This is a genomic window from Stenotrophomonas maltophilia (genome assembly GCF_002799155.1).
Taxonomy (GTDB): Bacteria; Pseudomonadota; Gammaproteobacteria; order Xanthomonadales; family Xanthomonadaceae; genus Stenotrophomonas; species Stenotrophomonas maltophilia_R.
Window position 1 is genome coordinate 762,669 of sequence record NZ_NERD01000002.1, and the last position, 18,543, is coordinate 781,211.

General features: G+C 66.4%; 14 protein-coding genes and 1 tRNA gene. 9 read left to right on the forward strand and 6 right to left on the reverse strand.

The window, feature by feature from the left end:
• Positions 1-16: 16 nt before the first annotated feature.
• From B9Y82_RS04125 to B9Y82_RS04135, 3 genes are read right to left on the reverse strand one after another with little or no spacing between them, the layout of a single operon-like run.
• Positions 17-2,812 (reverse strand): TonB-dependent receptor plug domain-containing protein, encoded by a 2,796-nt coding sequence (locus B9Y82_RS04125; RefSeq protein WP_100471648.1) that lies wholly within the window; start codon positions 2,810-2,812, stop codon positions 17-19.
• Positions 2,813-2,826: 14 nt separating this feature from the next.
• Positions 2,827-3,795 carry a FecR family protein gene (locus B9Y82_RS04130; RefSeq protein WP_100471649.1) on the reverse strand — a complete coding sequence of 323 codons (969 nt, stop codon included), beginning with the start codon at positions 3,793-3,795 and terminating at the stop codon, positions 2,827-2,829.
• Positions 3,792-4,319, reverse strand: coding sequence for an RNA polymerase sigma factor (locus B9Y82_RS04135; protein WP_100471650.1), 528 nt, complete (start codon positions 4,317-4,319; stop codon positions 3,792-3,794). The genes B9Y82_RS04130 and B9Y82_RS04135 overlap by 4 nt, the downstream gene beginning before the upstream one ends.
• A gap of 236 nt (positions 4,320-4,555) precedes the next feature.
• On the opposite strand from B9Y82_RS04135, the gene B9Y82_RS04140 reads away from it, so the two are divergent.
• The 4 genes from B9Y82_RS04140 (at position 4,556) to B9Y82_RS04155 (ending at position 9,286) form a co-directional block, all read left to right on the forward strand.
• Positions 4,556-7,429, forward strand: a complete 2,874-nt coding sequence (locus B9Y82_RS04140) for an autotransporter domain-containing protein (protein WP_100471651.1) — start codon at positions 4,556-4,558, stop codon at positions 7,427-7,429.
• A 97-nt stretch (positions 7,430-7,526) separates the two neighbouring features.
• Positions 7,527-8,531, forward strand: coding sequence for a 2-hydroxyacid dehydrogenase (locus B9Y82_RS04145; protein WP_100471652.1), 1,005 nt, complete (start codon positions 7,527-7,529; stop codon positions 8,529-8,531).
• Positions 8,532-8,581: 50 nt separating this feature from the next.
• Positions 8,582-8,657: transfer RNA gene (locus tag B9Y82_RS04150), tRNA-Thr, on the forward strand.
• A gap of 194 nt (positions 8,658-8,851) precedes the next feature.
• A complete protein-coding gene (locus B9Y82_RS04155; protein ID WP_100471653.1) occupies positions 8,852-9,286 on the forward strand; it encodes a hypothetical protein in 435 nt (144 codons plus the stop codon).
• A gap of 117 nt (positions 9,287-9,403) precedes the next feature.
• On the opposite strand, the gene B9Y82_RS04160 is transcribed toward B9Y82_RS04155, so the two are convergent.
• Together B9Y82_RS04160 and B9Y82_RS04165 are read right to left on the reverse strand one after the other, a co-directional pair.
• Positions 9,404-9,739: a hypothetical protein gene (locus B9Y82_RS04160; RefSeq protein ID WP_100471654.1), complete on the reverse strand. Its 336-nt coding sequence runs from the start codon at positions 9,737-9,739 to the stop codon at positions 9,404-9,406.
• 13 nt (positions 9,740-9,752) lie between these two features.
• A complete protein-coding gene (locus B9Y82_RS04165) occupies positions 9,753-10,388 on the reverse strand; it encodes a GyrI-like domain-containing protein (RefSeq protein WP_100471655.1) in 636 nt (211 codons plus the stop codon).
• Between the two features lie 352 nt (positions 10,389-10,740).
• Between B9Y82_RS04165 and cyoA the strand changes: the two genes are divergently transcribed.
• From cyoA to cyoD, 4 genes are read left to right on the forward strand one after another with little or no spacing between them, the layout of a single operon-like run.
• The gene (gene cyoA, locus B9Y82_RS04170; RefSeq protein WP_049446433.1) at positions 10,741-11,781 is read left to right on the forward strand and encodes a ubiquinol oxidase subunit II; all 1,041 of its coding nucleotides are present in this window, start codon (positions 10,741-10,743) and stop codon (positions 11,779-11,781) included.
• A gap of 2 nt (positions 11,782-11,783) precedes the next feature.
• Entirely contained in the window at positions 11,784-13,781 is a 1,998-nt protein-coding gene (cyoB, locus tag B9Y82_RS04175) for a cytochrome o ubiquinol oxidase subunit I (protein ID WP_100471656.1), read from the forward strand.
• The gene (gene cyoC, locus B9Y82_RS04180; protein WP_005408583.1) at positions 13,778-14,416 is read left to right on the forward strand and encodes a cytochrome o ubiquinol oxidase subunit III; all 639 of its coding nucleotides are present in this window, start codon (positions 13,778-13,780) and stop codon (positions 14,414-14,416) included. The genes cyoB and cyoC overlap by 4 nt, the downstream gene beginning before the upstream one ends.
• Positions 14,416-14,757, forward strand: a complete 342-nt coding sequence (gene cyoD / locus B9Y82_RS04185) for a cytochrome o ubiquinol oxidase subunit IV (RefSeq protein WP_100471657.1) — start codon at positions 14,416-14,418, stop codon at positions 14,755-14,757. Before cyoC ends, cyoD begins: the two co-directional genes overlap by 1 nt.
• Before the next feature lie 199 nt (positions 14,758-14,956).
• Here the strand turns inward: cyoD and B9Y82_RS04190 are convergent, their stop codons facing one another.
• On the reverse strand, positions 14,957-17,014 hold the full coding sequence (locus tag B9Y82_RS04190) for a putative bifunctional diguanylate cyclase/phosphodiesterase (protein ID WP_100471658.1): 2,058 nt from the start codon (positions 17,012-17,014) through the stop codon (positions 14,957-14,959).
• Positions 17,015-17,163: 149 nt separating this feature from the next.
• Here B9Y82_RS04190 and radA point away from each other — a divergent pair, with 149 nt between their 5' ends.
• Complete coding sequence (gene radA, locus B9Y82_RS04195; RefSeq protein WP_100471659.1) at positions 17,164-18,540, forward strand: DNA repair protein RadA; 1,377 nt, start codon at positions 17,164-17,166, stop codon at positions 18,538-18,540.
• Positions 18,541-18,543 lie beyond the last annotated feature (3 nt).

Consider the following 18,543-nt stretch of genomic DNA (forward strand, 5'->3'; position numbering starts at 1 on the left):
GCGTAGGGTACTACGCTCAGCGGATCTGCAGGGTCAGCAGGAAGTAGCGGCCGAGTGGGTCATCCAGCCCCGGCATCTGGCCACCATTGCCGACCAGATAGTTCACCGGTTGCGTGTCGAGCACATTGTGCACGTCCAGCGCGGCGACCACGCGCGGCCCCAGGCGCCGTGCGAGATGCAGGTTCCAGCGCAGCTGCCGGGGGTTCATGCAGTGGTTCTGCCCGCGCTGATCCTCCGGGCACTCTGCACCGGGCAACCAGGCGCGCGTGCGTCCGACCTGGTTGCCGCGCAGGGCGATGTCCCAGTTGCTGTTCTGCCACTGCACATTGAGCACGGCAGCCATCGTGGGTGTGACATGGCCACGCAGGTCCACCGTTGCATCGTGGCCACGTTCGCGGCGCAGTTCCTGCTGTTTCAGTGCATCGAGCGAGAACAGCCACTGGCCGGTGTTGCCGGTGTCGATGTGGTACTCCCCGCGCAGTACCCAGTTGCGCGAGGTGGTGCGGCCGATGTTGTCGAAGGACAGGCGCAGGTTGCGCAGGTGGCCATCCTCGTCCAGCTCCCAGGTGCTGCGGTTCCACACTGCGTCGGCCGGTTGCAGGGCCAGGATCTCGTTGCGCAGCTCGACGATGTTGTGGGTCAGTGACAGCGAGAACGTATCGGTCGGCGTCCAGGTGGCGGCCAGGGAATGACTGAGCGACCGTTCTGCCTTCAGCGCATCGTTCTCCACCACGTCCACGGTAACGTTGCAGCGTCCGTTGCCAGTGCTCTGCGCGCAGTCCGGCAGCGCGCTGGAGGCGGGCAGTTCGATCGCGCCGAAGTAGCCCGGTGGACGCCGCTGCTCGAACAGGCTGGGGGCACGGTAGCCGCGCCCGCTGGCAAGCAGGAATGACCACTGTGGCGTGGGACTCCAGCGTAGGCCCACACGGGGCGAGAAGGCCTGGTAGTCGCCGTCGCGGTCCCAGCGTGCTGCCAGGTCCATGCGCAGCGTGTGCGCCAGGGGCAGGCCGAGTTCGGCGTAGGCGCCGCCACTGCGGCGCGACAGGTGGCGCTGCTCCTGCGGCAGGCCCAGCGCCAGGTCACCTTGGCTCAGCAGTGCGTCGGGATGCGAGGTCCAGCGTTCCTGGCGCAGGTCGATGCCGGTGGCCAGCTGTGCGTGGCCACCGGCCAGCGGCATCAACTCGCGCTGCATGCCCCACCAGCCCTGCCATTGTTCAGTGCGGCCGCGGTTGCGGATCGACGGGAACAACTGCTCGGCCGCGCCTGCCGGCAGCGACGTGAAGCCGGGCAGGAAGTCCAGCGTCTCCGCCGCACGCAGCAGCGGCTCGGCGCGCACGGTGCCCGACGTGGACAGGGTGACATCGCTGCGCTGTGCGCTGATGCCGGCATCCCAGCTGCGCCGGCCCTGGTCGCGGCCGATGCCGAAGGTGACGTCGGCATCGGTGGCACGTACATGCGGACGCACGTTGCCGGCTTCGCGCAGCACGCTGTTGAAGGTGAACCCATACAGGCCGATGGCAACGGCGGTCGGGCCGAGGTCGAAGCGCTGCCGGTTGTGGCTGGCCCGCGCCTCGGCGTAGGCATAGCGGCCTTCGCCACGTTCATGCCGGTAGCGCAGGTAGGCCGAGGCCGTATCCGAGGCAGGTTGCAGCGAACGCGGGCGCGCGCTGTCGAACCAGCAGGCACCATCGCGCCGTTTCAATGGCCCTTCGCAGCGTTTTGCCGGCCAGTAGAGGCCATCGCGGAACGCGCCGATCAGGTACTGCGAAGTTTCCGCATGCCATTGGCGGCGATCACCGGCCACGTGATCGATGCGGTGCAGGTCGATGCCGGCGAACCAGCGGTCCCCTCCGTCGCGCACACCGCCGGTGGCCGCCTGCAGGCGATACTGGCCGGCGTCACCGCGTCCGCTCAGGCCGGTCTGCAGCATGGCTTCCGGGCCATCGGCCTGGTCGCGCAGGATGATGTTGACCACGCCGGACATCGCGTCGGCACCATAGATGGCCGAGGCGCCGCCGCGTACCAGTTCGATGCGTTCGACGAAACTGAGCGGAATTCCACCAAGATCGGTGAGCCCCCCCTGTTCCAGCGACACCATGGGATAGCGTGGCAGGCGCCGGCCGTTGACCAGGAACAAGGTCGCACGCGGACCCATGCCGTCCAGGCTGGTGGTGGTGGCCGCACCCACCGGCAGGTACTGCGAATCGCCGCTGCGCGAGGTGCTCATCGCCGGGTGGCCGTTCATGCCCGGCAAGTGCCGCAGCAGGTCGAACAGGCTGCCGTAGCCGCTGCGCAGGATGTCATGGCGGTCGATGATGGTGACCGGCAGCGTGGTCTGCACGGAGGTGCGTGGCAGCCGGCTGCCGGTGACATGGATCGGCGCCAGTTCCACCTGCGGTGGCGCGTCGGCGGCCTTGTGTGGCGAAGGTGCCGCGGGCGTGGCGCGGGCCGCGACCGCCGATGGCGATGGCGGCGCGGGGTGGGTGCGGCGGACGACGAATCCGCCAGCAGGCGTACGCAGGATGTTCACCGGCATGCCGGCAACCAGTTCCTTCAGGGCCGTGGCCGCATCGCGGTGGCCATGGGTGCCGGCCGTGCGCAGGCCATCCAGCTCACGCGCATCGAACAGCAGGGCGATGCCGCTCTGTCGCGCCCAATGCTGCAGGGCGGGTGCCAGCGGGCCTGAACCCACATCGACCTCCAGGGTGCCCGCCTGCTCGGCCGCACCGGCAGACGGCAGCGCGGGGATGCTCAGCGCGAAGCAGAACAGGGTGCGGAGCAGCCCTCCCTGCAGCGCGCCCGGTACTACCATCACCGCAGGCCTCCTCAGTACGTGCGGCGCAGTTCCAGCGCGCCATCCGGTCGCGTCTGGCCAGCCACCGACCAACCCAGTTCCAGTGCCGACAGCAGCTCCTGCGCGTCGCCGGCACGGAAAGTGCCACTCACCGCCAGGCTGGCGATCTCGGGATCGGCGATCACCAGCGGCGTGCGGCCGTAGCGGTTCATGCGCTCGACAACGATCGACAGCGGCGTGGCATCGAACACCAGCTGCCCCTGCAGCCAGCCTTCGGCAGCGGCATTGGACGACAGTGCCGGACCGGGCTGGATGCGGCCCGACGGCAGCACCTGCAATTGCTGGCCGGGCGTCAGCGTGTGCTGGGTCCCGCCATTGCTGACTTCTACCGCACCTTCCAGCAGCGCAACTTCGACCAGGCCGTCGTGCAGGCGTTCCACCTGGAAGGTGGTACCGATGTCGCGGATGGTGCTGTCGCCGGCGCGCAGCTGCAGCGCCTTGCCCGACGGTGCGACCTGCAGCTGCACGCGGCCACGTTCCAGTACCAGGTTGCGATGGCGCCAGCCGAAACGGGCGTGCAGGGTGGTGCCGGCATCCAGCGTGGCCACGCTGCCATCGGCCAGCGTCTGTTGCCGGGGCTGGTGGGAATCGTTGGCATAGCGAAGTGGGGTGGGGTTGCCATCGACCGCCACCATCCAGCCGATCCCGATGGCCAGGCAGACGCCTGCGGCAGCGGTCACCGCCGGCAGCCAGCGGCGCCGCACCGGCCGCGCCACGCGTGCCGCGGCAGTGCGCAGCCACGGGTCGGTGGCCAATACTTCGCCCTGCTGGAACAGCGTCTCGGCCTGGATCCAGGCTTTGACATGGGCCGGATCTTCGGCCAGCCAGTCCTCGAACGTCTCGCGCTCGCCCGGCGTACAGTCCGGAGCTTCCAGCCGCGCTACCCAGGCGCTGGCGCGTTCGAACAGCTGGGTGTCTTCCCGGGGCCTCGCCTGACTCATCCGTTGTCCCTGTCGTTGTGCAGCGGATCCGATCCGAGTTCCTGGCGCAGGCCCTGCAGGGCGCGGGCGATATGTTTTTCCACGGTCTTGGCGGTAATTCCACAGTGGCGCGCGATCTGCGTATAGCTCATGCCGGTGATCCGGTTGAGCAGGTACACCTCGCGCGCGCGCTCGGGCAGCTTGAACAGGGCCTGCCGCAGCAGGGACAGCATCTGCCCGGACTCGGCCTGGCGCAATGGATCGGGCGACGTGCTGGAAGGCTCGTTGCCGCCATCGTGCTCGGCCAGGGACAGATGCGGTCGCGACTGCGACGAACGCCCGCGATCTGCCAGGCGGTTGCGGGCGATACGATACAGCAGCAGCCGCAACTCGTCGGCACTGTGCGTGCGATAGCGGATCAGCCGCTCCATGCAGTCCTGCGCGATGTCCTCGGCATCCTCCGGCCCAACACCGCGCGTGCGCAGGAAGGCGCACAACGGCGCGCGTTCCTCCCGCACGAACGCAATGAACGCGTCCGCCGGCACGGACAGGTCCGGCGCGCGATGGATCAGAGGAGAGGGGGCGGACAGGGCTGGCCTCGGGCGTCGGTGGCGGGTACGTCTTCGAGTTTTACGCGACGATGACCGGATGGGGAAGAGTGGGCATGGTCCATGATTTCATTGTGAATGCATTCATGTTTCGAGGGCCGGTGCGCTGGGGGAGATCGCGCCACCCGGACGTTGAACTCCTGACCCGTGTGTTGCGGGTGGAGAGAGAACACATGAAGCATTCGAAGTTGAGCCTGGCCCTGGCAGGGCTGATGGGCATCACCGCCATGGCGGCGGTTGATGACGTCATGGCAATGAATTATCACGTGCAGGACGATCGCGTCTTCCTCAGCGGCGGCGTCACCGTTGCCGATGTGGTGGCGCTGCCTGCACTGCTGGCCAAGGCGCAGGCTGAAGGCCGTCCGATCCGTGAAGTCGTGCTGCGTACGTCCAACGGTGGCGCGCTGATCGCCGGCGAGTGGCTGCAGGCAGTGATCCGTACCCAGGGCCTGGACACCATCGTGTCCGGTCACTGCATTTCGTCCTGCTCGATCATGCAGTCCGGCGGCGTCAACCGTTATCTCGGCGGCGATCTGCCGCTGGTCGATTCGGTGCAGATCCATGCTGCCAGCAGTGGTGGCAGGATCACCTACGCTCCGTCGCCGCGCATGACCCAGATCTACACCGGCAACTATGGCGGCGGCATGGATGCCGGCCTGTTGCACAAGGCCATGTACGAAGTGGTGGCGCCCAACGGCCTGCTGGTGTTCCGCGACCCGGCGCGTACCACGGGTACATCGGTCACCTTCGATCCGGATGGCAGCGGCAGCAAGCTGGAGTCGTTCCCGGGCCAGGACATCCGCGGCAACAACATCATCAACACGGCAGGCTACCGTGATCCGGGCGACACCCTCCGTATCACCAGTAACGTCAGTGGCGACATCAACCCGGGCTACCTGCGCACCGCGCGCCAGCTGCAGGCCTTCGTCGATGACGATTTCGCGCGCTGGAACACCGACTGGGCCAGCACCTACGTCAATTACGCGGTGAGCCTGTACAACGTCTCCACGCGGGGGCCGAACGGCATCGGCGCACAGTCGCTGCAGCAGCTGCTCGGCGACCCCGACCTCCAGGATGAGCTGCGCGGCCAGCTGCGGCTGGCCGATCTGGACGTTTCGACCCTGGCCAATTCCGCCGGCGTGATCCGTGTCAGCAATGGCGCCACGTGGCGCACCGCCGAAACCACCGGCGCCGATTTCATGCTGGTCGATAACGGCACCATCGCACTGGAGGGCGGTGCGCTGCGCACCCCCGAGCTGCGGGTGATGCCGGGCAGCGTCGTGGTCGGTCACGGTGATATCGCATCGGTGGGCATCGACACCGATGCACTGCTGGATGGCACCGGCCCCTCCTGGCGCGAGGACGGCTTCAACCGCCTGCGCGTGTTCGGCACGTTGATGCCGCGCGGCGGTGATCTGGTGACCCACGGCTACGTCAACATCATGCCCGGCGGCCAGCTGCTGTTCGACGTTACCGAGGCCGGTGGCACCGGCAGTGGCCGCCTGCGCGTCGGCAGCTTCTACGATGACGGTGCCGAGGAGGGCGCGCTGGTGATCGCGCAGGGTGCACACCTGGCGTTGAATGTTGCCCAGGGCTTCTATGCCGGTGCCTACCGCCGCGACCTGGTGGAAGGGCCGATCTACCAGGGCGGCTTCCAGGATGTCGTGCGGCTGGGCGATGCCGGCTACAGCGCCAGCATCACCGGCGGTGAAGTGTTCCGCCCGCGCCACAATTCGCTGCTCAGCTTCAACGTCAACCAGACGGCCGATGGCCTGTGGCTGACCGCCAACCCGGGCTTCGACCAGCTGGGGCTGTTTGCCAACGGCACCTCCGGCGACGGTCTGGGGCGCGCGCTGGCAGCCGCATCGGACCGCCAGGACAGCGGCCTGAAGTCGCTGCTCGGCGCGCTGCAGTTCACCGACCGCGATGTGATCGCACAGCAGGCCGGCGCCCTGCGCGGTGATGCCCATGCCAGCCTGCGCCTGGCCGACAACGCACTGCTGGGCAGCATCGGCAACGTGGTGCAGCAGCACCAGGCGGCGATGCGCAGTGGCGGCGATGCCGATGGACTGGCTTCGCAGGCGGCGCAGTCGGTCTCGGCGCAGCCGGGCATGCGTCATGGCAGCCTGTTCAACCAGTTGGCCATGCATCTGGTCGAACCGGCCGGCGAGGGGACTGGCGGTGGCGGTGCGACGGGACGCAGCCATGGCCTGTGGGCACGCGGTTTCGCCAGCCATGGCCGCATCGACGCCGACGGTGGCGTGGGCGGCCTGAGCCACAACATCGGTGGCATCGTGGTCGGTGCCGACACCCGCCTGGCCGATGACCGCGTCACCCTGGGTGCCAGCGTGGCCGCGGCCGACATGTCGACCAAGGCCAGCGATGGCTCCGGCTTCAGCGGCGACGTGCGCGCGCTGGACGTGGGCGGCTACCTGGACGCGACCTATTCGCGTGGCTACCTGTCAGCGGCCGTGCGCTACACCGATCTGCGCCATGACACCCGCCGCAGCCTCTCCGCCATCGAGGGCCTGCAGCAGCCGCTGCGTGCCCGATACAGCAACGATGCGATCTCGGCGCGGGTCGAACATGCCTTCTCCTTCACCACTGGCAAGGGGCTGGTGATCCAGCCGCTGCTGCCGGTGGTGGACTACGCACGGACGTCGGCAACCCGCTTCAACGAAGGGCAGGGTGCCGGTGCGCTGGCCGGTCGCAGCGGCAGCCTGGAAAGTATCCGCGTGGGTGCCGGCCTGCAGTTGTTCAAGACCTTCGAGGGCAACAACGGCGAGCGCATCACTCCGCGTGCCCGCGTGGTCTGGCAGAAGGAGCTGGGCGATTCGCAGGCGCGCTACAGCACCGGTTTCGCCGCAGCCCCGGACCTGGTGTTTGGTGCCAGCAGCCAGGCCGTGGGCGAGCAGGTGCTGGCCTGGAACGTGGGCGTGACCAGTCGCGCCAGCGAGCGCCTGTCGATCATGGCCGACTACGTGGGCGAGCGCCGCGACGGGCAGATCCAGAACGGCGTGATGCTGGGCCTGGGCTACCGGTTCTAAGGGGTACTCGGCCCCGGCGATATCCGTATCGCCGGGGCCATCCCATCAGGGCAGGTGCTGCGGTATGGTCGGCAGGGAACTCCAGCCAGGCCCGTCCATGCAGATCGCCGTTTTCAGTGCCCGCCCCTACGATCGTCGCTTCCTGGACGAGGCCAACCAGCGCGATGCGGCCGGGCAGGGCTTTGCGTTCGTGTACTTCGATGTCGCGCTGGACGTGCATACCGCCGCGCTTGCGCAGGACTGCGCCGCCGTCTGCGTGTTCGTCAATGACCGCCTCGACGCGCCGGCTCTGCACGCGCTGCATGCGTTGGGCGTGCGCGCCGTACTGCTGCGCTGCGCCGGCTTCAACAATGTGGATCTGGCCGCCGCGACAGCGCTGGACCTGTTCGTCGCACGGGTGCCGGCCTATTCCCCCGAAGCCGTGGCCGAGCACGCGCTGGCGCTGGTGATGACGCTCAACCGGCAGACCCATCGCGCCTACAACCGCGTGCGCGAGGGCAACTTCATGCTCGATGGCCTGCTCGGGCGCACCCTGCATGGGCGCACGGTCGGCATCGTCGGGACCGGCAAGATCGGCTTGGCCACCGCGCGCATCTTCAACGGCATGGGCTGCACCGTGCTGGGGCACGACCCGTATCCATCGCCGGCCTTCGCCGGCGTGGGCGACATGGTTGGGCTGGATGAACTGCTGGCGCGCGCCGATATCGTGTCGCTGCATTGCCCACTGACGCCCGATACCCAGCACCTGATCAACGACGCCTCGTTGGCGCGGATGAAGACCGGCGCGATGCTGGTCAATACCTCGCGCGGCGCACTTGTCGATACCCATGCGGTGATCCGAGCGCTGAAGTCACGGCGGCTGGGCCACCTGGCCATTGATGTCTACGAGCAGGAAAGCGCGTTGTTCTTCCAGGACCTCTCCGGCGAGATCATCGACGACGAGGCCTTCCAGCGCCTGATGACCTTCCCCAACGTGCTGGTGACCGGCCACCAGGGCTTCTTCACCGTGGAGGCGCTGCAGGAGATCTCGGCGATCACGCTGGGGAACCTGCAGGATTTCGCCGAAGGGCGGGTGTGTGCGAACCGGGTGGAGGCGGGCTGAGCCGGGTGGATTGACCGCCGGGGCGCCCAGCCCGTAAAATCGCGGGCTCCGCCGGAATAGCTCAGTTGGTAGAGCGGCGCATTCGTAATGCGTAGGTCGCAGGTTCGACTCCTGTTTCCGGCACCAGTTGTAATGAAAAGCCCCGGCCTAGGTCGGGGCTTTTTGTTTGGGCTGTGCTGGCGCGGCCCGACCCCGGCGGAAGCGTCCGATGGAACTGCAGGCATGTACCGGCTCGGTCGGGGTCATTACCATTGCCGTCATGGATTGCGTGCGGCGCTGGGCTGGACCGGGCAAGTCAGTTTCAATCAACAGGGGGTGTCATGAAGAAGATCGTGGTGAGTCTGATTGCGTGCGTGGTTCTCGCCGGCTGTGCGACCCGTCAGGTCAGCTCCGAACAGGCGCAACCGGTGCCTGCCGAGCGCATTTTCGCCTTCAATGGGATGGGGGACAGTGCTTCCGGACAGGTCATCGTGACGCGCGACGTCGGCGCGGTTGGTGGGGCGTGCCCACTTGCACTGTATATCGACGGCACCCTGGCGGCCCATCTGCAGCGGGGAGAGTCTGTCTCGCTGTCTGTGCCTGCCGGCAATCGCATTGTCAGCGCAAGTTTCGCGGGTAAAGGGCTCTGTTCATGGGGGGATGAATCGGCGCACAGGCGCGAAATTTCCCACGTGGTCACGGCGGGTGGCAGAACCAGGATCCGTCTCGCATTGACCCATGATGGTGTGATTCAAATCGGTCCGACCGCGTTCTAGACGCACTTCACGCAAGACGAGCAGTTACATCAACAGAAAGCCCTGGCCGTTGCCGGGGCTTTCTGTTTGTGCCCAAGGGAAATGAGCGGTTGGCAACGTCACTGATGAAACACACTTTCATTCACGTCCAGCGATCACCGCACCCCGTGCCATCCACCACGCGAGCTGCCGGAGATATCCACCTGCCGCTCCCGCCAATGTGCCCATCATCAGGCGTGCAAGCACCCTGGTCCCGCGCGCGGCATGCTCCCGCGCCCAAGGCAGTACCGCCACCACCTGTGCACCCAGCAACAGCATCAGTACATCCAGCCCCAGCGCGTCCACCACAGGCAGCAACGGCAGCAGATCCGGATTGCAGGCCAGCACGATCACCAGCGCAGCACCCAGCACGGCCATCAGGCGGCGCCCAGTGGGCAGGATAGTCCAGTGCAGCAGTCGGCTGATCAGGCGCATGGCATTCCATGTATCACGTGTGCGAGCCCTCATCAGGCTCAATCGGCCGCACCGGTTGCCGCAGCACGGTTTTTAATCGTGCCGCCTCGGTCCTGCGCGGGTCGCTCAGGTAGATCTCATGATGGGGGCCGGCAAAGGTGTATCCCAGTGCGGGCATCAATTCGTCATGCAGATGCGCCAGGGTGGGGCCTTCGTCATCGTAGGCGCCCACGTGCAAGGTCTGCAGGCTGGGCCCCTCGGCAAGGATTTCATGGCGAAGGCTGGGCGGAGCCTCTCCCAGCTTGGTGCGCGCCTTGCTGATCGCGGCCTGCCACTGTGCAGGGGCGATGCCCTCGGGCGTGCGGATCATTACGGTCCAGGCCCACTCATCCTTCCGCCGCGCGACGAAGCTGGCCGGATCCTCGGCGCTCCACAGTGCTTCCAGCGGTGGCACCACGTAATCCTGGCCCATGGCCTTCAGCGCGAACTTCAATGCATAGCTCACCGAATACAGCCACTGCACGGCCTGCAGGTAGGCGGGGGCCGTGTTCGGGTCGCCGCGACCATCGACCATCACGTAGGGCAGGGGGGGCACATCGACCCGTACGAACCTGCCGGCGGGCGGTTGATAGAGCGTCTGGTCGCGCTTCCTGAAGTCGATCTTGTCCAAGGGCCTTCCTCCTGCGCCGAGCATCCCATGCCGGCTACCCGCCAGCACGCCTGAACAGGTTCAGACGACTTTGCCGAACGAGTCCGGACCGCCGGCCAGCACCCGATGCTAGGATGCCGCCCCCGGGTGTTCTGCCCGCCGCGCCTGCGCGGTGCGACAACGTGTCGCAGCCAGAATCGGGCCTTTCCTGCGCTCGATCATTGTCAATGCCTTTCTTAAATGGTGGGTGACGGCCTAAAATTGAAAGGCTGACTCGACCCCACCTCCCTGCCTGTCTTCCGGACCGGTGGGACCGGCTTTGGCCGGAACAGGCAGGACGGGGAACGGCATTCCCTCGCAATTGGATCGACCGATGATTCCGTTGAAAACCCTTGGGCGCTGGTTGCGCCCGGGCCTGCTGCTGTCGTTGCTGGTGATGCTCACCGGTTGCGATGCGGTGGCCATCCTCAGTCCGAAGGGCCAGATCGGCCAGGATGAGAAGACCCTGCTGATCACGGCCACCGTGCTCATGCTGCTGGTCGTCATCCCGGTCATCATCATGACCCTGACCTTCGCGTGGAAGTATCGCGCCTCCAACACCAAGGCCCGTTACGAGCCGAAGTGGTCCCACTCGACGGCGATCGAGGTGGTGGTGTGGTCCATTCCCTGCATGATCGTGCTGGTGCTGGCGGTCCTGACCTGGCGCTCGTCGCACGCACTGGACCCCTATCGTCCGCTGGATTCGGACGTCAAGCCGGTCACCATCGAGGCGATCTCGTTGGACTGGAAGTGGCTGTTCATCTATCCGGAAGAGAAGGTGGCGGTCGTCAACGAAATCAAGTTCCCGGTCAACACGCCGCTGAACTTCAAGATCACGTCCGATTCGGTGATGAATGCCTTCTTCATCCCGCACCTGGGCAGCATGATCTACTCGATGGCTGCGATGGAGACCAAGCTCCACCTGATCGCCAACGAGACCGGTGAATTCCCGGGCATGTCCTCGCACTACAGCGGCGCGGGCTTCGCCAAGATGCACTTCACCGCCTACTCGGTCACCGATGCCGAATACCGCCAGTGGCTGGACCAGGTCCGTGCCGGCGAGCAGACCCTGGACAAGGCCTCGTTCAAGGCCCTGGGCGAAGCACGCAATGCCGAGTGGTATCCGGTCACCTACTTCGGCAAGACCGAAGAAGGCCTGTTCGACTGGGTCATCGCCAAGCACATGGGCGACAACAAGCATTACGGCATGAAGCACTCGCACGCCGGTGCCGCCGCTGCCGATGCCGCCAGCCATGAAGCGCACGAGGGCCATGCCCCCAGTGACGCGCATGATTCCAAGGAATCGGGTGAAAACCTGGATGCCAACGAACACGAACACGCAGGCCATGCCGGCCACGCGGGTTCGGGAGAATGAACATGTTGGGAAAACTCTCTCTTGAGTCGATCCCCCACGATCCGATCGTGCTGACCACCCTGGTCGGCGCGGTGCTGGGTGGCCTGGGCGTCATGGCCCTGATCACCAAGTTCAAGCTGTGGGGCTACCTGTGGAAGGAGTGGTTCACCTCGGTGGACCACAAGAAGATCGGCGTGATGTACCTCATCGTCGCCTTCGTCATGCTGCTGCGCGGTTTCTCCGACGCCATCATGATGCGTACCCAGCAGGCCATCGCCGTCGGTGGTTCCGAGGGTTACCTGCCGCCGCACCACTACGACCAGATCTTCACCGCCCACGGCGTGATCATGATCTTCTTCGTGGCGATGCCGCTGATCACCGGCCTGATGAACCTGGCCGTGCCGTTGCAGATCGGTGCGCGCGACGTCGCGTTCCCGTTCGTCAACTCGCTCAGCTTCTGGCTGTTCGTGTCCGGTGCGGTGCTGATCATGCTGTCGCTGTGGATCGGTGAGTTCGCTGCCACCGGCTGGCTGGCGTTCCCGCCGCTGTCGGGCATCGAATACAGTCCAAGCGTCGGCATGGACTATTACATCTGGGGTCTACAGGTGGCGGGTTTGGGTACCACGCTCAGTGGTATCAACTTCTTCATCACCATCCTCAAGATGCGCACCCCGAGCATGAAGCTGATGCAGATGCCGGTGTTCACCTGGACCGCCCTGGTGACCAACGTGCTGATCGTCGCGGCCTTCCCGGTGCTGACCATCACCCTGGTGCTGCTGACCCTGGACCGTTACCTGGGTACGCACTTCTTCACCAATGACGGTGGCGGCAACGCCATGCTGTACATCAACCTGATCTGGATCTGGGGCCACCCGGAGGTGTACATCCTGGTCCTGCCGGCGTTCGGTGTGTTCTCCGAAGTCATCGCGACCTTCTCGCGCAAGGCGCTGTTCGGCTACAAGGGCATGGTCTACGCCACCGCCTGCATCGGCGTGCTGTCGTTCATCGTGTGGCTGCACCACTTCTTCACCATGGGTTCGGGCGCCAACGTCAATGCCTTCTTCGGCATCACGACGATGATCATCTCGATCCCGACCGGTGTGAAGATCTTCAACTGGCTGTTCACCATGTTCCGCGGCCGCGTGCACTTCACCACCCCGGTGCTGTGGACCATCGGCTTCATGGTCACCTTCGTCATCGGCGGCATGACCGGCGTGATGCTGGCGATCCCGGCCATCGACTTCGTGCTGCACAACAGCCTGTTCCTGATCGCCCACTTCCACAACGTCATCATCGGCGGCGTGGTGTTCGGCATGTTCGCCGGCATCACCTACTGGTGGCCGAAGATGTTCGGCTTCCGCCTCAACGAGTTCTGGGGCAAGTGCGCGTTCTGGTGCTGGTTCATCGGCTTCTACGTGACCTTCATGCCGATGTACGTGCTGGGCTTCATGGGCATGACCCGTCGTCTGCAGAGCACGGTCAACCCGGCCTATGAGCCGCTGCTGCTGGTCGCAGCTGCAGGTGCCTTCATCGTCGGCGCCGGCATCCTGTGCCAGATCATCCAGGTGGCCGTGTCGATCCGCGACCGCAAGAAGACCGTCGACCTGACCGGCGACCCGTGGGATGCGCGTACGCTGGAGTGGGAAACCTCTTCGCCGCCGGCCTTCTACAACTTCGGCACCCTGCCGGAAGTCACCGAGCTGGACGATTTCTGGGAGCGCAAGCAGCGTGGTGAAGCCTGGCCGAAGCCGGCCAAGTACACCGACATCCACATGCCGCGCAACACCGGCACGGGCGTTGTCATCGGTGCCTTCAGCCTGGTGTTCGGCTTCGCGATGATCTGGCACATCTGGTGGCTGGCCATCGTCGGCTTCGTCGGCATGATCGCCACGTTCATCTACCGCACCTTCGACCAGGACGTGGACTACTGGGTCCCGGCCGCCGAGGTGGAACGCATCGAGAACGAACACCGCAAGCACCTGGAAGCCCAGGGGCTGGTGAAGTCGGAGCTGAAGGCATGAGCACCAATACCTCGACCCTGAGCCACGGGCATGCCGCGCACGCGGCGGCCCATGGCCATGACGACCACGAGCACCACGACACCGGCGGCAATACCGTCTTCGGTTTCTGGGTGTACCTGATGAGCGACTGCCTCATCTTCGCCTCGCTGTTCGCCACCTACGTGGTGCTGGCCGGCGGAACCGATGGTGGCCCCACCGCGAAGGACCTGTTCGAGCTGCCGTTCGTGGCGTGGGAAACCGCGCTGCTGCTGACCTCGTCGCTGACCTTCGGCCTGGGCATGATCGCCATGCACCGCAAGCAGATGGGCCAGATGTACCTGTGGCTGGGCATCACCTGGCTGCTGGGCTTCGGCTTCATGTGCATGGAAGTGTGGGAATTCCAGCACCTGATCCACCAGGGCTACGGTCCGGACCGCAGTGCCTTCCTGTCGGCGTTCTTCGCCCTGGTCGGTACCCACGGCCTGCACGTCAGCGCCGGCCTGCTGTGGCTGCTGGTGATGTTCGTGCAGCTGAAGAAGTACGGCCTGACCCCGACCAACAAGACCCGCATGGCGTGCCTGAGCCTGTTCTGGCACTTCCTGGACCTGATCTGGATCGGCGTGTTCTCCGTCGTCTACCTCAATGGAGCGCTGTAATGGCACATGACAACCATGCACACGATCACGGCACCGGCGGCGAAAGCCACGGCAGCGTGAAGTCGTACCTGATCGGCTTCGTGCTGGCGGTGGTGCTGACCGTCATCCCGTTCTGGATGGTGATGTCGGGTGACTTCTCGCGCACCGTCAACGGTGTGGTGATCGCGGTCACCGCGGTGCTGCAGATGCTGGTCCACCTGGTGTTCTTCCTGCACCTGGACCGCTCTTCGGAAAGCCGCTGGAACGTCAACGCTGCAGCCTTCACCGTCGTGGTGATCGGCATCATCGTGGCCGGCACCCTGTGGGTCATGCACAACATGAACGTGCACATGATGCACTGACGTCCTCGCGACGTTGCCACGCAGAAAGGCCGCCCTCGGGCGGCCTTTTTGTTTGCAGCTGGATGGGGTCGGATCCCTGGCCGCAGGCCAGGGCTCTGACCCCGGGGCCCGGTAGATTCAGGCCACGCGTGGATGGGGTTGCGTGGACGGGGTCAGAGCCCTTGCCTGCGGCAAGGGATCCGAGCCCGAAACTGGGGCCTCAGCCCACCCGGCGCAGGAATTCCTCGGCGTCCATCGGCCGACCCAGGTGGTAGCCCTGCAGCTGGTCGCAGCCGAGTTCGCTCAGGTACTCGCGCTGCGCCTGCGTTTCCACGCCCTCGGCGACCACCTGCAGCTGCAGGGTGCGGCCCAGCGCGATGATCGACGAGACGATGGCGGCGTCTTCGTCATTGCCCTCCAGGTCGTGCACGAACGCACGGTCGATCTTCAGTTCGGTGGCCGGCATGCGCTTGAGGTACAGCAGGCTGGAATAGCCGGTGCCGAAATCATCGATGGCGATGTGCACGCCCATCGCGGTCAGGTCGTTGAGTATCGCCAGGCTGGCATCGACGTCCTTCATCGCCGTGGTCTCGGTGATCTCCAGGGTCAGCCGGGCCGGCTCGATCCGGTGCCGCTCCAGCACTTCGCGCACGCTGTCCAGCAGCACCGGCGAGGCGAACTGCAGCGGCGACAGGTTCACCGCCATCGACCATTCCGCATGCCCTGCCTCGTGCCATGCGCGCAGCTGCGCACAGGCGCGGTCCAGTACCCAGTCACCGATCGGCAGGATCAGGCCGCTGCGTTCGGCGATGGGAATGAATACATCCGGTGCGAGCAGGCCGAGCTCCGGGTGCTGCCAGCGCAGCAGCGCTTCGGCGCCGGTGGCCGGTGCGCCCGCGGCGGGGAACTTGGGCTGGTAGTGCAGGACCAGTTCGTTGCGGGCGATGGCCTTGCGCAGGTCCTGCAGCAGGCGCAGCTGGCGGTTGGCACTGAGCTGCATCGACGGGGTGAAGAAGGTGTAGCCGTTCCGGCCGGTTTCCTTGGTGTGGTACATCGCCGCATCGGCATGCGCCATCAGCTCGCGCTCATTGCTGGCATCGTCCGGGTACAGGGCAATGCCGAGGCTGGCACTGACCTGCAGTTCGGCCGCGTCCAGCGTGAACGGTTCGCCGGCGGCGGCGATGATGCGCTCGGCCACCACCACCGCATCGTCGGGAATATCGATGGCCAGCACGATCACGAACTCGTCGCCGCCGAGGCGGGCGAACGTATCCTGGGGCCGCAGCAGGCCGCCGATGCGCTGCGCCACCGCCACCAGCAGGCGGTCGCCGAGCTGGTGGCCATAGGCATCATTGACCGCCTTGAAGCCGTCCAGGTCGCAGAACATCACCGCCACCGCATGGTTGCGGCGCCGCGCCTTCTCGATGGCCTGCTCGATGCGGTCCTGCAGGAGCATGCGGTTGGGCAGCTGGGTCAACGGGTCATGCAGTGCGGCCTGGATCAGCTTGTTGTTGGCGTGCGCCAGCGAGTCGGCCAGCAGCCCGGTGCGCACGCGCATCTGCCGGTCGAACAGCGAGGCCACCAGGGCGATGCCCAGCGTGGCCACGGTGGTGACGATCACCAGCACCGCCAGCCAGCGCGTGTCGATGCCGCCACTGCCGACGGCGCCACAGATGCTGCCCTCGGCGAAGCGCGCCGCGGCCATGCCGGTGTAGTGCATGCCGACGATGGCCAGGCCCATAACCAGCGATGCAAGCGCGCGCAGGAGCAGCGTATGGCGGTGCTCGGCGCGCAGGCGGAAGGCGATCCACAGGGCGGCGCCGGCGGCACCGATGGCCACCGCGATGGAGGCGGCAAACCAACCCGGGTGGTAGTCGATGCCGGGCTGCATGCGCATCGCTGCCATGCCCAGGTAGTGCATGGTGGCGATGCCCAGGCCCATCAGCACGGCCCCGGCCAGCAGCCGTCGCCACGGCAGGCTGGGCCGCGACACCAGCCACAGCGCATAGGCGGAAGCACCGATCGACACCGCCAGCGAGTACAGGGTGATGCCAAGGTCGTAACCCACCGGGATCGGCAGGTCGAAGGCGAGCATGCCGATGAAGTGCATCGACCAGATGCCCAGCCCCATGGCCGCCGCGCCCCCGGCCAGCCACCAGCGGGCCACGCGGCCCTCGGCCGTGGCCAGTCGCCCGGCCATGTCCAGCGCTGTGTACGAAGCAAGAATGGCCACCAACAGGGAGATGATGACCAGGCTCTGACTGTAACTGCCAGTCATGTTGAATCCAGTGGGGGAGGGAGGGGCGCCCGCAAGGCGCACGCCCGCGACCCCTATCGGCGCGGGTGGGCAGGACTTGAGCGGTCGCAGCACCTGCGACCCGGCTCGGCTATCCTGCCACGCCTGTTCCCGTTGCTGGAAATCATCCGATGGCAAAAGCCCGCACCGCCTACGTCTGCAATGAATGCGGCGCCGAATTCAGCAAGTGGCAGGGCCAGTGCACCGAGTGCAACGCCTGGAACTCGCTGTCGGAAATCGTGCTGGAAAGCGCGGCGGCGGCCAAGGCGTCGGCCTCGCGCCGGGCGGGCTGGGCCGGCAAGATCGACCCGCCGAAGATCACCGCCCTGAAGGACGTGGAGCAGACCGAGCATCGCCGGGTCTCCACCGGCATCGGCGAGTTCGACCGGGTGCTGGGCGGTGGCCTGGTCGAGGGCGCGGTGGTGCTGGTGGGCGGTGACCCGGGCATCGGCAAGTCGACCCTGCTGCTGCAGGCGGTAGCGAAGATGGCGGCCGAGCTGCCGGTGCTGTACGTCACCGGCGAGGAATCACTGGCGCAGGTGGCCGGCCGCGCGCACCGGCTGGAGCTGCCGCTGGACGGGGTCAACGCACTGGCCGAAACCGGGGTCGAATCGATCCTGCAGCATGCGTCCAAGGCCGGCCCGCGGCTGATCGTGGCCGACTCCGTGCAGACCCTGTGGACCGAGAGCCTGACCGCTGCGCCGGGCTCGGTCAGCCAGGTGCGCGAGAGCGCGGCGCGGCTGGTGCGTTTTGCGAAGGAGACCGGGACCGCCGTGTTCCTGGTTGGCCACGTCACCAAGGAGGGCGGCATCGCTGGCCCGCGCGTGCTCGAACACATGGTCGACGCGGTGCTGTACTTCGAGGGTGAGAGCGGCAGCCGCTTCCGCCTGCTGCGTGCGTTCAAGAACCGCTTCGGCGCGGTCAACGAACTGGGCGTGTTCGCGATGGGCGACAAGGGCCTGAAGGAGGTCTCCAATCCGTCGGCGATCTTCCTGTCCGGCGGCAGCACCCACCAGCCGGGCAGCTGCGTGATGGTCACCCGCGAGGGCACCCGGCCGCTGCTGGTGGAGGTGCAGGCACTGGTCGATGCGTCGCCGCTGTCGAACCCGCGCCGTGTCGCGGTCGGCCTGGAGCAGAACCGCTTGGCCATGCTGCTGGCGGTACTGCATCGCCACGGCGGCGTGCTGGTCGGCGACCAGGACGTGTTCGTCAACGTGGTCGGTGGCATCCGCGTGCAGGAGACCGCGGCCGACCTGCCGGTGCTGCTGGCGGTGCTGTCCTCGCTGCAGGATCGGCCGTTGGCGGAAAAGACCATTGCCTTCGGCGAGGTAGGCCTGTCCGGCGAGATCCGTCCGGTGCCCAATGGCGAAGACCGCCTGCGCGAGGCCGCCACCCATGGCTTCAAGCGCGCCATCGTGCCCAAGGCCAATGCGCCCAAGGGGGGCTCGGTGAAAGGCATGGAAGTGATCGCGGTGGAGCGCCTGTCCGAGGCCATCGACGCGGCGTGATGC